Source organism: Vibrio sp. IB15 (assembly GCF_016406055.1).
Taxonomy (GTDB): Bacteria; Pseudomonadota; Gammaproteobacteria; order Enterobacterales; family Vibrionaceae; genus Vibrio; species Vibrio chagasii.
The window spans coordinates 12,067-25,334 of record NZ_JAEFCE010000036.1 but is presented as its reverse complement, the minus strand read 5'-3'; the positions used below and the strand labels follow the sequence as shown (position 1 = coordinate 25,334).

The 13,268-nt window shown below is 44.2% G+C and carries 15 protein-coding genes; 7 read left to right on the top strand and 8 right to left on the bottom strand.

The window, feature by feature from the left end:
• Window positions 1-173: 173 nt before the first annotated feature.
• Window positions 174-1,481 (bottom strand): ATPase, encoded by a 1,308-nt coding sequence (locus JC606_RS14125; RefSeq protein WP_137407802.1) that lies wholly within the window; start codon window positions 1,479-1,481, stop codon window positions 174-176.
• A 260-nt stretch (window positions 1,482-1,741) separates the two neighbouring features.
• Here JC606_RS14125 and JC606_RS14120 point away from each other — a divergent pair, with 260 nt between their 5' ends.
• The 3 genes from JC606_RS14120 to JC606_RS14110 all read left to right on the top strand — a co-directional run bounded on the left by JC606_RS14120 (window position 1,742) and on the right by JC606_RS14110 (window position 3,579).
• Window positions 1,742-1,972, top strand: coding sequence for a TIGR02647 family protein (locus JC606_RS14120; protein ID WP_008223560.1), 231 nt, complete (start codon window positions 1,742-1,744; stop codon window positions 1,970-1,972).
• A 112-nt stretch (window positions 1,973-2,084) separates the two neighbouring features.
• Window positions 2,085-2,939 carry an NAD(P)H-binding protein gene (locus JC606_RS14115; RefSeq protein ID WP_137407803.1) on the top strand — a complete coding sequence of 285 codons (855 nt, stop codon included), beginning with the start codon at window positions 2,085-2,087 and terminating at the stop codon, window positions 2,937-2,939.
• Entirely contained in the window at window positions 2,932-3,579 is a 648-nt protein-coding gene (locus JC606_RS14110) for a YdcF family protein (protein ID WP_198778793.1), read from the top strand. The genes JC606_RS14115 and JC606_RS14110 overlap by 8 nt, the downstream gene beginning before the upstream one ends.
• A gap of 100 nt (window positions 3,580-3,679) precedes the next feature.
• On the opposite strand, the gene JC606_RS14105 is transcribed toward JC606_RS14110, so the two are convergent.
• Window positions 3,680-4,258, bottom strand: coding sequence for a thymidine kinase (locus JC606_RS14105; RefSeq protein WP_137407804.1), 579 nt, complete (start codon window positions 4,256-4,258; stop codon window positions 3,680-3,682).
• Between the two features lie 97 nt (window positions 4,259-4,355).
• Window positions 4,356-5,741, bottom strand: coding sequence for a cysteine--tRNA ligase (gene cysS / locus JC606_RS14100; RefSeq protein ID WP_137407805.1), 1,386 nt, complete (start codon window positions 5,739-5,741; stop codon window positions 4,356-4,358).
• 189 nt (window positions 5,742-5,930) lie between these two features.
• Between cysS and JC606_RS14095 the strand changes: the two genes are divergently transcribed.
• The 4 genes from JC606_RS14095 (at window position 5,931) to JC606_RS14080 (ending at window position 9,199) form a co-directional block, all read left to right on the top strand.
• Window positions 5,931-6,425 carry a peptidylprolyl isomerase gene (locus JC606_RS14095; protein WP_004742032.1) on the top strand — a complete coding sequence of 165 codons (495 nt, stop codon included), beginning with the start codon at window positions 5,931-5,933 and terminating at the stop codon, window positions 6,423-6,425.
• Window positions 6,426-6,503: 78 nt separating this feature from the next.
• Entirely contained in the window at window positions 6,504-7,250 is a 747-nt protein-coding gene (gene lpxH / locus JC606_RS14090; RefSeq protein WP_137407806.1) for a UDP-2,3-diacylglucosamine diphosphatase, read from the top strand.
• A gap of 111 nt (window positions 7,251-7,361) precedes the next feature.
• Window positions 7,362-8,573, top strand: a complete 1,212-nt coding sequence (locus JC606_RS14085) for an EAL and HDOD domain-containing protein (RefSeq protein WP_137407807.1) — start codon at window positions 7,362-7,364, stop codon at window positions 8,571-8,573.
• A gap of 116 nt (window positions 8,574-8,689) precedes the next feature.
• Window positions 8,690-9,199, top strand: a complete 510-nt coding sequence (locus JC606_RS14080; protein WP_137407808.1) for a YchJ family protein — start codon at window positions 8,690-8,692, stop codon at window positions 9,197-9,199.
• Window positions 9,200-9,369: 170 nt separating this feature from the next.
• Here the strand turns inward: JC606_RS14080 and hisIE are convergent, their stop codons facing one another.
• Genes hisIE through hisB form a run of 5 tightly spaced genes read right to left on the bottom strand, consistent with a single transcriptional unit; the run spans window position 9,370 to window position 13,250 of the window.
• On the bottom strand, window positions 9,370-10,005 hold the full coding sequence (gene hisIE / locus JC606_RS14075; protein WP_198778792.1) for a bifunctional phosphoribosyl-AMP cyclohydrolase/phosphoribosyl-ATP diphosphatase HisIE: 636 nt from the start codon (window positions 10,003-10,005) through the stop codon (window positions 9,370-9,372).
• Entirely contained in the window at window positions 10,002-10,775 is a 774-nt protein-coding gene (gene hisF / locus JC606_RS14070) for an imidazole glycerol phosphate synthase subunit HisF (RefSeq protein WP_137407810.1), read from the bottom strand. Before hisF ends, hisIE begins: the two co-directional genes overlap by 4 nt.
• Complete coding sequence (gene hisA / locus JC606_RS14065; RefSeq protein ID WP_004742025.1) at window positions 10,757-11,494, bottom strand: 1-(5-phosphoribosyl)-5-[(5-phosphoribosylamino)methylideneamino]imidazole-4-carboxamide isomerase; 738 nt, start codon at window positions 11,492-11,494, stop codon at window positions 10,757-10,759. Before hisA ends, hisF begins: the two co-directional genes overlap by 19 nt.
• 43 nt (window positions 11,495-11,537) lie before the next feature.
• Window positions 11,538-12,152 carry an imidazole glycerol phosphate synthase subunit HisH gene (gene hisH, locus JC606_RS14060; protein ID WP_102423424.1) on the bottom strand — a complete coding sequence of 205 codons (615 nt, stop codon included), beginning with the start codon at window positions 12,150-12,152 and terminating at the stop codon, window positions 11,538-11,540.
• A gap of 9 nt (window positions 12,153-12,161) precedes the next feature.
• Window positions 12,162-13,250: a bifunctional histidinol-phosphatase/imidazoleglycerol-phosphate dehydratase HisB gene (gene hisB / locus JC606_RS14055; protein WP_137407811.1), complete on the bottom strand. Its 1,089-nt coding sequence runs from the start codon at window positions 13,248-13,250 to the stop codon at window positions 12,162-12,164.
• Window positions 13,251-13,268: the final 18 nt, after the last annotated feature.

The window sequence follows — 13,268 nt, the reverse complement described above, 5'->3', positions numbered from 1 at the left end:
TAAAAACAACACATCTATAAATATCAACAAGTTACGTTAAAGCCTAAGAAATGGCGTACACTAAAACCGTGTTTTTAAGGCTTTTATTTCTAGATTTTGACATAGATCAACAGAACGTAAAAAAGCGCCCTCAGGCGCTTTTAACTCAATCACAGTTCAAGAGATTCGTTGTCTTAAACCGACGGTTCAATCACTTCTTCAGACACAGATTCTAAAGCAGCATCCGTACGGTCTGGTTCCGGACTAGGGAGTGCTAGATCAGGATCGCTTTCGTTAGCAACTTTACCACCAAGCGTCTTCAGGCTGTCCACTAGCTCTTCTAAGCTCTTAATATGTGCATCACTCTTGGTTATCTGTTCGTCGAGAAGTTGACTACGTTTTGTTGCTTCTGACAACTGCTGCGCCTGCTGCTGGTTTGCGTTTTCTAATGTCGCAACTTGTTCAGTTAGAGACTCGATTTCAGATTTCAGCAAAGCTGTCATGTCTGAGCTTTTAAGCGCTTTAATGCTGGCAACAATTTTTTGAGACTGAAGACGTAGCACAACGTCACGGTAATCTTCATCGTTGATCACTTGTGAAATGCTTAATAGCTGATTTTCAGCATTCAACACCGATTGCTCGAACTTGTCCCCTTTTATGCTCGCAAGTACTTTAACTTCATGAGCGACACTTCGTACGTGGTCTAACTCAAACTCCGCAGCCTTAACAGCATCTTCAATGATAGACTTTTCACGAGGGCTCGCTTTGACCTGATTCTCAGCTAACGCGATTTGTGCAGAGGCCTTAGCAAAGGTCAACGGCACAACGTCATCAAAATCTTCATCTTCTAAATACTCTAATTCGTCTTTTAACGGTTCGATGTATTTCTTATGTGCGACTTTCACTTCCAACAGCCGAGCATTGTTGAGGAATTCAACTTGAGCTTCTTGAGCGTCTTCTAGCTCATCAACTAATACATACTCAAATAGTTCACTGTATTCTGAATACAAACGCTTATAACTCGAAGCAAACATGGTGTCAGCACCAAGGTATTTTAGGTAATCCATTTGCACGATCGAATCAGCAAGTACTCTATCCGCTTTTTTCTTAAGCACTAGGATTGCGTCATAGTTTGATTTGATTAGTGCGATTTTCTCGTCGAAGGCTTCAGCGTAAGTTAAGCTCGAAAAAATAGAATAACTTTTAGTCAGACGCGTTTCGTCTTTTAGTAAATCGGCATAAATACTTTCAGCGTCTTCCCATGCGTCTAGCAACTCATTGTAATTCTCTGGAGCATAGAGAGACAATTGAGCATGACTTTCAAGCTTGGATTGCCACTCTGCGTAAACAACCTGTACTGAATGAAAAGAACGGACCTCTGCTGCAGATTCATTGTTGTTATTTGTGGTTTGATTTGCGTCTGTCTGCTCTGAGGGTGTGCTTTGACAACCTGAGATTGCAAATAGCATGCTAAGAACTAATGCTACTTTGTTTGCTCTCACTGATGCATTTCCTTTTTTGTACAATATTAGCTGAATGCAATATATTTCTAGTTCAACAATATATTACAACCATTTAGCAATAAACATCATTCGCCATTTAAGTGGGCACAAATCACTCAATCCAACCAAAATAACTTCACCATGCGACGATTAATCATTCAATTTGGTATCAGTTATCAAATCTATTTATTTGCTGTTGCTTGAGCCGGGAATGCGCACTAAGGTGAAGGTAGAGAACGTTATGAATTTATAGGTTAATTATGAAGTACAACGCTGAACATATTGCTGATTTAAACCTCCTTCTTCAATTTGATGTAAGTAGCGCTGCTACCGGCATTAAAGTTCATCAAGAGGCTAGCCAAGAGACTCAAGACGCCGTTAAGCGCCTATTCGAAAAAAACCTTTGTACTCAACCAGACGGTGGTTACCTAACCGATGAAGGTATTGAGATGGCAGAGCGTGCAGACAAGCTACTTCGCGTACTTAAATAAAGCGCTACTGTTATAGTAAAAACTCCACTCGCTTCGGCCGTGGAGTTTTTTCATTTTTGGCCAAAGGTTTGTTAGGCTTATTAAATCCCTAGCTTGTCGTTGTGAGGAAAAGATGGCTTCTATATTTATTGTTGGTGCTGGATGGGTAGGCGCACCTTTATCTGAACACCTAGAAAGACATGGCAATCGCGTCGTCGTCACTAAAACGACCCAAGCAGGTGCAGACACGCTCAGTAGTAAACGTATTCCCTGCGAAGTATTCAGCTTTGACTCGTCAAACCCTGATCAAACCATGGGACAACTCTACTCTTTGCTGCTCGAAAACAACTCCGAGATAGTAATTGGCAGCTTCCCTCCCGGCTTTAGAAAAGGCGCAGGAAAAGAGTATGCCGACTATTGGCAGTTACTTATTAGCGCTTGCCAAAAAGCCAATATTAAAAAGCTCATCATGGTCAGTTCAACGACGGTATACCCAACTAAACCGGGCATTCTTTATGAAGATGACGCATCACTTGCGCTTGCACTCGCTGACAGCGATCAGGCTAACTCATTTTCCGATAACGCACGAATCATGCTTCAAGCTGAACAATCGGTAATAGATTCTGATATCGATTACACCATCCTTCGTTTTAGTGGATTGATTGGCCCAAATCGTCACCCATCAAGATTTGCTAGTAAACTAAAGCAAGTGAGTAACCAAGCCCCAGCGAATATGCTGCACCTTGATGATGCGATTGGTGCGGTTGATTTTGCAATCAGTCACCTGCATAACGAAGTCGCGAATGTGACAACGCCAAACACAGTAAGCAAAGCGGAGTTCTATGCTGCAGCCTTAAAGAGCGCGAATAGTAACGAGCCACTTCCACCTATTGTTAATGACCCAGACAAACTGATCTCTTCAAAAAAGATTCTCGACTTAGGCTATTCGTTTAAGTTTGAATCCACATTGGACGCTCTTCATGACTAAACAACCATTAAATAAGCTGCACCGTTCGATCGATACGCTTTGGAATTTCATGTCTATGGGTCATAAAGTTGAGCCTTCAGACTGTATTTTTGTGTTATGTAGCAACGACAGAAGAGTCGCGGAATATGCGGCCGAGCTTTATCACCAAAAAATAGCGCCCTACATCGTTTTTTCCGGTGGTGTTGGACGCTTCACTGAAGGCAATTTTGACCGTTCAGAGGCCGAAACCTTTGCGGCGATTGCGCGAGACAGTGGTGTACCGGAATCTGACATTATCATTGAAAAACAGGCGACTAATACTGGTGAAAATGTCCGCTTTACATACGAATTGCTTACTGAGTGTGGCTTATCCCCGAAAAAACTGACCTTAGTGCAGAAGCCTTTTATGGAGAAACGAACCTACGCCACCTTCAGTAAACAATGGCCTGAAGAGACAACGGAAATAACCGTAACCTCCAAATGGCAGGACTGGGTCGATTACTTTAATGAAGAGTTGCCATTAGATATGGTGTTAGGCGCATTGGTGGCGGATTTTGAACGCATTAAATCGTACCCCGCTAAAGGTTTTCAGATTGAAATGCCTATCCCAGAGGAAGTGGATCACGCCTATCAAGCGATTAAGAAACTCGGCTTTGAATAGATAGCGATAACCAATAAAAACAAAAAAACGGTGGCACTGAGCCACCGTTTTTTGTTCCATTACTTTGTATTTCAGTTATCACCGAAATATTGAAAAACGCTTATTTACATAGCGCTTCTTTGTAGTGAAGGCGACATACAGACACGTATTTATCGTTGCCACCAATTGCCACTTGATCACCTTCCGCGATCGCGACACCGTGCTCATCGGTACGGATTACCATGTTCGCTTTGCGGCCACAGTGGCAGATGGTTTTCAGTTCCACCAGCTTATCAGCCCAAGACAGTAGATACTTACTTCCTTCAAACAGCTCACCAAGGAAGTCTGTTCTTAGCCCGTAACAAAGCACAGGGATATGCAGTTTATCCACCACTTCTGTTAGCTGATATACCTGCTCTTTCGACAAGAACTGACACTCATCGATCAGTACACAGTGACGCTTTTCTTGCTCGTTCAGCTCGTTAATCGCTTCAAAAAGATTCGTGTCACTCTTAAAAAGCTGTGCTTCAGATTGAAGACCAATTCGAGAGCTCACTTTACCAATACCGTAGCGATCATCGAGTGCTGCCGTAAAGATCACCGGCGTCATGCCACGTTCTTGGTAGTTAAATGAAGATTGAAGAAGCGTTGTTGATTTACCCGCATTCATTGCCGAGTAGTAAAAATACATCTGAGCCACAGAAATATTCCTGTCTAATAAAGTTGAATATAGAAAAGGTGAAATTCGAGAATTTTTGCTAGAAAAAAGGGCTGAAAATCAGCCCTTTTTTATAAGATTACTTACGACGCCAAGTCGTACCTTCTGGGCCGTCTTCCAGAACGATGCCTAACTCGTTTAACTTATCACGAGCAAGATCGGCATTTGCCCAATCTTTTGAAGCACGAGAGTCGTTACGCAGTTTGATCAGAGCTTCGATTTCAGCCACTTCGTCATCATTACCCGCAGCATCACCTTGTAGGAATGCTTCTGGATCTTGGTGAAGAATACCGATGATGTCCGCTAGTTCACGCATCAACGCACCAAGTCCACTCGCCTTTTCAATGCTTTCTGTCTTGATACGGTTGATTTCACGAGCCATTTCAAACAGCACTGAGTATGCTTCTGGCGTATTGAAGTCATCGTTCATTGCTGTAGAGAAACGAGTTACGTACTCTTCACCACCAGCAGGTGCAGCAGTAAGGTCTAGGCCACGAAGTGACGTGTATAGGCGCTCAAGCGATGCACGAGCTTGGTTTAGGTTGTCTTCGCTGTAGTTTAGCTGGCTACGGTAGTGACCAGACATTAGGAAGTAACGAGCCGTTTCCGCATCGTAGTGTGTCAGTACATCACGAATAGTGAAGAAGTTACCTAGAGACTTAGACATCTTCTCTCTGTCTACCATAACCATGCCACTGTGCATCCACGTGTTTACATAGTCAGTACCATGTGCACAGCAAGATTGTGCGATTTCGTTCTCGTGGTGTGGAAACTGAAGGTCAGAGCCACCACCGTGGATATCGAAGTGATTACCAAGGATTGATGAGTTCATTGCAGAACATTCGATGTGCCAGCCCGGACGACCTGGGCCCCATGGTGATTCCCATGTTGGTTCACCCGGCTTAGACATTTTCCAAACCACGAAATCTAACGGACTACGTTTTGCAGAGTCAACATCAACACGAGCACCAGCTTGAAGCTGATCGAGGTCTTGCTTGGAAAGCTTGCCGTATTCGTCAAACTTCTTAACTTCAAACATTACATCGCCGTTGCTTGCTACATAAGCAAAACCACGTTCAATCAGCTTTTCTACAAGCTCAATGATTTCAGTAATGAATTCCGTTGCACGAGGCTCAACGTCTGGACGCTTCATGTTCAACGCATCGAAGTCTGCATGCATTTCACCAATTAGGCGCTCAGTCAGAGAATCGCAAGACTCACCGTTTTCGTTCGCACGCTTAATGATTTTGTCGTCGATGTCTGTGATGTTACGAACGAACGTTAGGTCGTAACCTAAGTAACGCAGGTAGCGAGTCACAACGTCGAAAGAAACGAACGTACGGCCATGACCAATATGACAGAGATCGTATATGGTTACCCCACAGACATACATGCCGACTTTGCCAGCTGTAATTGGTTTGAATTCCTCTTTCTGTCTTGTGAGCGTGTTATATATCTTTAGCATGATCTCTATCTATTTTATGGATTAATCAAAATAAGCCCGCAGTATAACAAGTCATACCTTAATAGGTAATACCTTTCACCACCAAATCGGCTAAACTCCTTGTTATCTATTGACGATTTCGTATTTTGAAACTCAATCAAACTAGGCTAGAATCGCCTTTCATATTAAAAATACAGTAAGGTAATAATCATGATCATCCTTCACACAAATTTTGGTGACATCAAAGTTCAACTAAACGAAGAAAAAGCACCAGAAACAAGCGCAAACTTCCTACAGTATTGCCGTGACGGTTTCTACGACAACACACTATTCCACCGTGTTATCGATGGTTTCATGATTCAAGGCGGCGGTATGACTTCTGGCCTTAAAGAAAAAGCGACTCGCGCAACTATCAAGAACGAAGCAAATAACGGCCTAGCGAACAAAGTTGGTACGCTAGCTATGGCTCGTACTATGGAACCGCATTCAGCGAGCTCTCAGTTCTTCATCAACGTAAACGACAACTCTTTCCTTAACTTCCGTAGCGAAAGCCTAGACGGTTGGGGTTACTGTGTATTCGCAGAAGTTGTAGAAGGCATGGACGTAGTAAACAAGATCAAAGGTGTTAGCACTGGTTCTATGGGTATGCACCAAGACGTACCACTAGAAGAAGTGATCATCACTGGTACAACAATCGAAGCTTAATTTAGCCTTCGATTCGTATTCACCATTGATACATCATAATTAGGACAAGGGAGCACTCGCTCCCTTTTTTCAAACTGTATGAAAACATATTTTATCTCAGACCTGCACCTTGCTCCGTCACGACAAGACATCACGGACTGCTTCCTAACCTTCATGAAAAATGAAGCGGTAGAAGCCGATGCGCTCTACGTGTTAGGCGACCTTTTCGAGTTCTGGATTGGTGACGACGACAAGAGCGAGTTCGCGACTTCTATTCGCCAAGCGTTTATCGATTTGGTGAAAACAGGCGTACCCTGTTACTTCACGCAAGGTAACCGTGACTTTTTGGTCGGTAAAAGATTTGCAAAACAGACTGGTGTGCAGCTTCTAGACGAAGTGACAACTATCGATATCTACGGACGAAAAGCCGTGGTACTGCATGGCGACACTCTATGCACTGAAGATGTCAAATACCTCGCCTTCCGTGAAAAAGTCCATCAACCATGGCTACAGTGGATCTTCAACAGAATCCCATTCTTCATTAAAAAGAAGATCGTCTCTAAGGTTCAGTCAGATATTAAAGATGACAAACAGACCAAATCTTTGGACATCATGGACGTGACACAGCAAGAGGTCGAAAACGTGATGGAGAAAAACAATGTTGATCTCATGATCCACGGCCATACCCATCGTCCAAACGTCCACACTTTTGATGCTAATAATTGCACTAAAACTCGTATCGTACTTGGTGATTGGTATACACAAGGCTCTGTACTGGTCTTTACTCCACAAAGTTTTGAACTACAGAATCGAGCGTTTAGCAACAGCTTTCAACAACAGTCTTAAACTTTCAGTTTGATTGTTATAGTGGGTCAGAGTTTCTTCGATTGTGTATGGTAATTTCTAGCAAATTAGCTATTATCTCTCTATCAGAAGTAAACCGAACACAGTACCAATTTGAAATATTCATACGTAGCGCGTCAACCCATACTCGATGCAGATAAGAAAACCATAGGTTACGAGTTGCTATTCAGGGATGGTCCTAAGAACACTTTCCCTGAAGTTGAACCGGAGCTCGCTACAAGCCGTTTGCTATCTGACCATTTCTTGTCGACCCACTACAATACTTTGGGTGATAAGCTGGGTTTTGTTAATTTTCCCTATGCAAGCCTGATCAACTTAGTCCCGACTCTGTTCCCCAAAGAAAGTTTAGTCGTTGAGGTTCTTGAAGACTGCGAACCGACCGATGAGTTACTTGAAGCAATTAAGACTATCTATGATGCGGGCTACACCATCGCTCTGGATGACTTTGTTCCAAGTAAGGCGTGGAAGCGCTTCTTACCTTACGTATCGATTATCAAATTCGACATCCGTCTGATACCTATCGAAAAAGCCTCAATATTTATGAGCTCTATGCAAGGGCTGGATATCAAGTTTCTTGCCGAGAAAGTAGAGACTTACGAGGAATATCAGCAAGCAAACAAAGCCGGTTTCAGTTACTTCCAAGGGTATTTCTTCAGCAAACCTGAAATGATCCAGACTCGCGCTCTCAACCCCGCTTTTCTGACCATCGTCCAGCTTCTGAAAGAGATCGCCAACGATCCTATCGATTTTGGTGAAGTAGAACGACTGATCACATTAGACGTGACGCTATCCTATAAGCTACTAACCTACGTAAACTCAGCAGGTGGTTCAGCAACCACGATCCGCTCGTTCCGCCAAGCACTGGTTTATTTAGGCGAGCAGAAACTGCGTAAATTTGTATCTCTCGTAGCGATAGCATCGGCGAAAGAAGACAAACCAGATTCACTTTATGGCTTAGCGGTGATTCGCGCTCGTCAATGCGAACTGCTAGTCGAAAAGATGAACGTGAAGGTTGAACCCGGACAAGCTTTCTTAACCGGTATGTTCTCGTTATTGGATTCATTGTTTGATCAACCGTTAAAGCAAGTGCTGGATTCAGTACCAATTGACGAAGAGATAAAACAAGCACTAATACTACGCAAAGGTGTATTAGGCGCGGTCTTGGCCATGGTGGTCGCTTATGAGCAAGCTCGATGGGATGAAGCAACTCGCATTCGTAATCTCCTCAAACTCAGCGAGGCTCAACTCGGCCTTGCCTATGACGAAGCGACGGCTTGGGCTCAAGATTTATTAGCTCCCGCCTAAACATCAGGAATCTACTTAAATTGAAACTACACTTTGGTGAGCTTTAGTTTCTTGTTAAACTCCAACGCATTCATTTATGGCCTCTTACTCAGAGGCCATTTTTACAGGATTTGACTATGTCTTTATGCCCATGTGGTAGCAACAATACTTACCCAAAGTGCTGTGAATCAGCACACCTTGATCACAGCTCAGTTGAAACGCCAGAGCAGTTGATGCGCTCTCGTTATTCCGCGCATGTTTTAGGATTGGTCGATTATGTGGTTGCTACCTATCATCCTAGTTGCAATGCCGAAGAACAAAGAGAAGGCATTGCAGATTCGATCAACAGTGATTGGGCGGGGCTAGAGGTTATCGATACCGCGGAAGGTTCTCACGAAAACGAGGGCTTTGTTGAGTTTAAAGCCTATTTTAATGAGGATGGCGCGCAATACTGCATGCAAGAACGTTCTCGGTTCGTTCGTGAAAACGGCCTTTGGTTCTATATCGATGGTGAATATCCAGAACAAAGCCAACCTGAACCTGAGATTGACCCTCGCCTAAACCAAACCGTAGAGAGCTTTAAGATCGGTCGTAATGATCCGTGTATCTGTGGCAGTGGTAAGAAATACAAGAAGTGCTGCGGTTAACTCGCGCAACTAGGAAGTCAGCTTAATAGAAGAGATTCCTGATGTCGCTAACGCTCCTCGGAGTGACGAGACATAAAGACAAAGAACTCGACTCATAAATTGACACTAAAAAGCCCCGTAAACGCAATGTTTGCGGGGCTTTACTTATCTAGATGTATCCTAAAGATAGATTACTTATGGCGCTCTTTAAGTTTATTCACTACGTCGTTCATTGATAGACCTTGGTCTTGAAGAAGAACCATTAGGTGGTAAATCAAATCCGCAGATTCACACACTAATTCCGCCTTATCGCCCGACGTCGCCGCAAGCGCGACTTCAACGCCTTCTTCGCCCACTTTTTGCGATATACGCTTGGTGCCACGGGCATATAAACTGGCAGTGTAAGAAGAGTCAGGATCTGCGTCCTTGCGGGCAGCCAGTAGCTGCTCAAGTTGATGAAGCCACACCATCTGAGACTCTTCCTGTGGATCAGAATCCCAGCATGTTGTTGTACCCAAGTGGCATGTAGGGCCAATTGGATTGACTTTAACCAACAACGTATCGTTGTCGCAATCCAGTGACATATTCACCAGTTGCAGAACATTTCCTGACGTCTCACCTTTAGTCCAAAGGCGCTCTTTAGTACGAGAGAAGAAGGTCACTTGACCTGTTTCGCCCGTCTTTGCTAACGCATCTTGGTTCACGTAACCCATCATCAGCACTTGGCTTGACTGGAAATCTTGTACAATCGCAGGAACGAGACCGTCGACTTTATCCCAATTGATACGTTCAGCTAGCGTATTTACTTCTGTCGCTGCAAAACTCATAGACGCACCTCTACACCTTGTTGTTTTAGATACTGCTTTAATTCACCAATATTGATGACTTGTTTATGGAATACTGAAGCAGCGAGCGCTCCATCCACATTAGTTTTGTTATAAGCTTCAGCAAAGTGCTCCATTGCACCTGCGCCACCCGAAGCAATCAGAGGCACCTTACACACTTCACGCACCATGTTGAGCTGCTCAAGGTCGTAACCGTTTTGAACACCATCTTGGTTCATCATATTTAGTACGATTTCACCTGCGCCACGCTTTTGTACTTCCTGCACCCAATCTTTGGTTTCCCATTTGGTTGCTTTAGTACGCGCTTCATCGCCTGTGAATTGATAAACCTGATACTTACCAGTCTCTTTATCGAAGTATGAATCGATACCAACAACGATACACTGTACGCCGAACTTATCCGCAAGATCAGTGATCAGTTGTGGATTAGCCAGTGCTGGCGAGTTGATGGATACTTTATCAGCTCCAAACTCTAGAATGCGCGCTGCATCTTCTGCTGATTTAATACCACCAGCGACACAGAAAGGAATATCGATTACCTCTGCGACACGCTTTACCCAACTCTTATCAACAACACGGCCATCACTTGATGCCGTGATATCGTAAAATACTAATTCATCCGCGCCCTCTTCTGCATAGCGCTGTGCTAGCGGAACGATGTCGCCAATGATTTCGTGGTTACGGAACTGAACGCCCTTAACCACTTGTCCGTCACGGACATCCAAACAAGGGATTATTCGCTTTGCCAGCATGCAAATGCCTCCTCTGCGGTGAACTTACCATCAAGTAGCGCACGACCAACAATCACACCAGCCACACCGCTACCTTTTAGAGCTTCGATGTCTGCTAGGCTGCCAATGCCGCCCGATGATTGGAACTGAACCTGCGGGTACTGCTTACAAAGATCCACGTAAAGCTCTACGTTTGATCCTTCTAGCGTGCCATCACGAGAGATATCAGTACATAGAACGTGCTTAAGGCCAACGGTCAGGTAATCTTCAATCAGTGCTTCAATAGTCACACCAGAATCTTCCTGCCAACCTGAAATCGCAACTTTGCGAGTGCCGTTTTCGTCGATGTTGATATCCAGAGCAAGAACAATTTTTTCAGCGCCATACTTTTCCATCCAGCCTTTAACAAGCTCTGGCTGTTTAACTGCCGTTGAACCAACAACAACACGTTGTGCTCCTGCTTCCAGTAGGTCAATCACATCTTGCTCATTACGTACACCGCCGCCAATTTGAATGTTAGCAGGCGTGCTATCAAGTAGCTTAGCGATCAGGTCCAACTGGCGAGCTGTCGTGTCTTTTGCACCTGTTAAATCAACAAGGTGCAACCAGCCAGCACCAGCTTGGTGATATAAGTTGAACTGCTCTGCTGGGTCTACTTTGTATTCTGTTACTTGACCGTAATCCCCTTGGAATAAGCGAACTACTTGGCCTTCAATTAAATCTAATGCGGGAATAATCATTTACATTCCTTATATGGCAACGTTAGCCGCTGCCTAATCCTTATTACAATTCCAAGAAGTTCTGAATCAGCTTAGAACCAGCTTTTGATGAGCGTTCAGGGTGGAACTGAACACCATAATAGTTACCGCTTTGGACTGCTGCGGTAAACGGATTGCCGTAATCACACTGTGCGATGGTGTAGTCACCTACTGGCATTGCGAAGCTGTGAACGAAGTAAAAGTACTCGCCTTCTTCAATGTCTTTAAATAGAGGGTGATTCGGTGTTGCAGTGACGGTATTCCAACCCATGTGTGGCAGTGGTAAATCGCCCGTATCCAGTAAACGAACTTCACCCTCACACAAGCCTAAACATTCAACTAGCTCGTCGGCCTTTTGGCCTTTTTCTTGAGATAACTTACCAAGAAGCTGCATGCCTAAACAAATGCCAAGCAGAGGCTTCTCTACTTGCTTTACAAGAGCGACAAGATCGCGCTCTTGTAAGTTTTTCATTGCTTCACTTGCTGTACCTACACCTGGCAGGAATAGCTTGTCGGCTGCAAGAACCACTTCAGGCTCTTTTGATATTTCAACAGTGTAACCTAGACGTTCAATCGCAAATTTAACCGATGAGACGTTGGCACAACCAGTATCAATAATAACTACTTTCTGCTCTTTCATACCGATTCCTTACAGAACGCCTTTGCTGCTCGGTAACTCGTTACCTTCAACTTTGATTGCTTGGCGCAGAGTACGACCAAATGCTTTGAATAGGCTCTCAATGATGTGGTGATCATTATTGCCAGCAGAAGAAAGGTGTAGCGTACAAGCTAGCGTGTCAGTTAAAGAACGGAAGAAGTGAACCACCATTTCCGTTGACAGGTCACCCACTTGCTCACGGCTGAACTTAGCATCGAACTTCAAGTACGGGCGACCAGAAAGGTCTAACGCACACTGAGCCAGACACTCATCCATAGGTAGGCTAAAGCCAAAGCGGCCAATGCCACGTTTGTCACCTAGCGCGTCTTTCAGAGCTTGGCCTAACGCAAGTGCTGTGTCTTCTACTGTGTGGTGATCATCAATGTGCAGGTCGCCTTTCACGGTCAGGTTCATTTGGAAACCACCGTGTGTCGCGATTTGATCAAGCATGTGGTCAAAGAAACCCATGCCTGTATCGATCTTGTTGCCACCGGTTTCATCAAGGTTTACCGCTACCTTGATGTCAGTTTCTTTGGTGGTACGAACCACTTCAGCAACACGCGCGTTAACCGTTAGGTCTTTTACAATTTGTGGCCAGTTTAGCGTGCCTTCCGTTTCAGCATCTGGGCCATATTGAATACCGCGGATTGCCATGTTCTCTGCAAGTTGAAGATCCGTTACTCGATCGCCAATCACAACAGAGTGTTGGAAGTCGACTTTACCGCCCTGCAGATATTCTTTAACCATCCCTAGCTTAGGCTTTCGGCAAGAGCAATTGTCTTCGTCAAAGTGAGGGCAAATAAGCACGTCATCAAACTTTACGCCTTGAGCTTCGAAGAAATCCATCATCATATTGTGTGGCGCATCGAAATCTTCTTGTGGGTAGCTATCAGTACCAAGGCCATCTTGGTTAGTTACCATCACTAGACGGTAACCAGCATCTTGCAATGCAAGTAGGCTAGGAATCACTAGCGCTTCAAATTTTAGTTTGTCTAAACGGTCTACTTGGAAATCGACTGGCGGCTCAACAATTAAGGTGCCATCGCGGTCTATAAAAAGTGTTTTCTGTTGTTTACTCACTTGAACTTCCTTTTAATT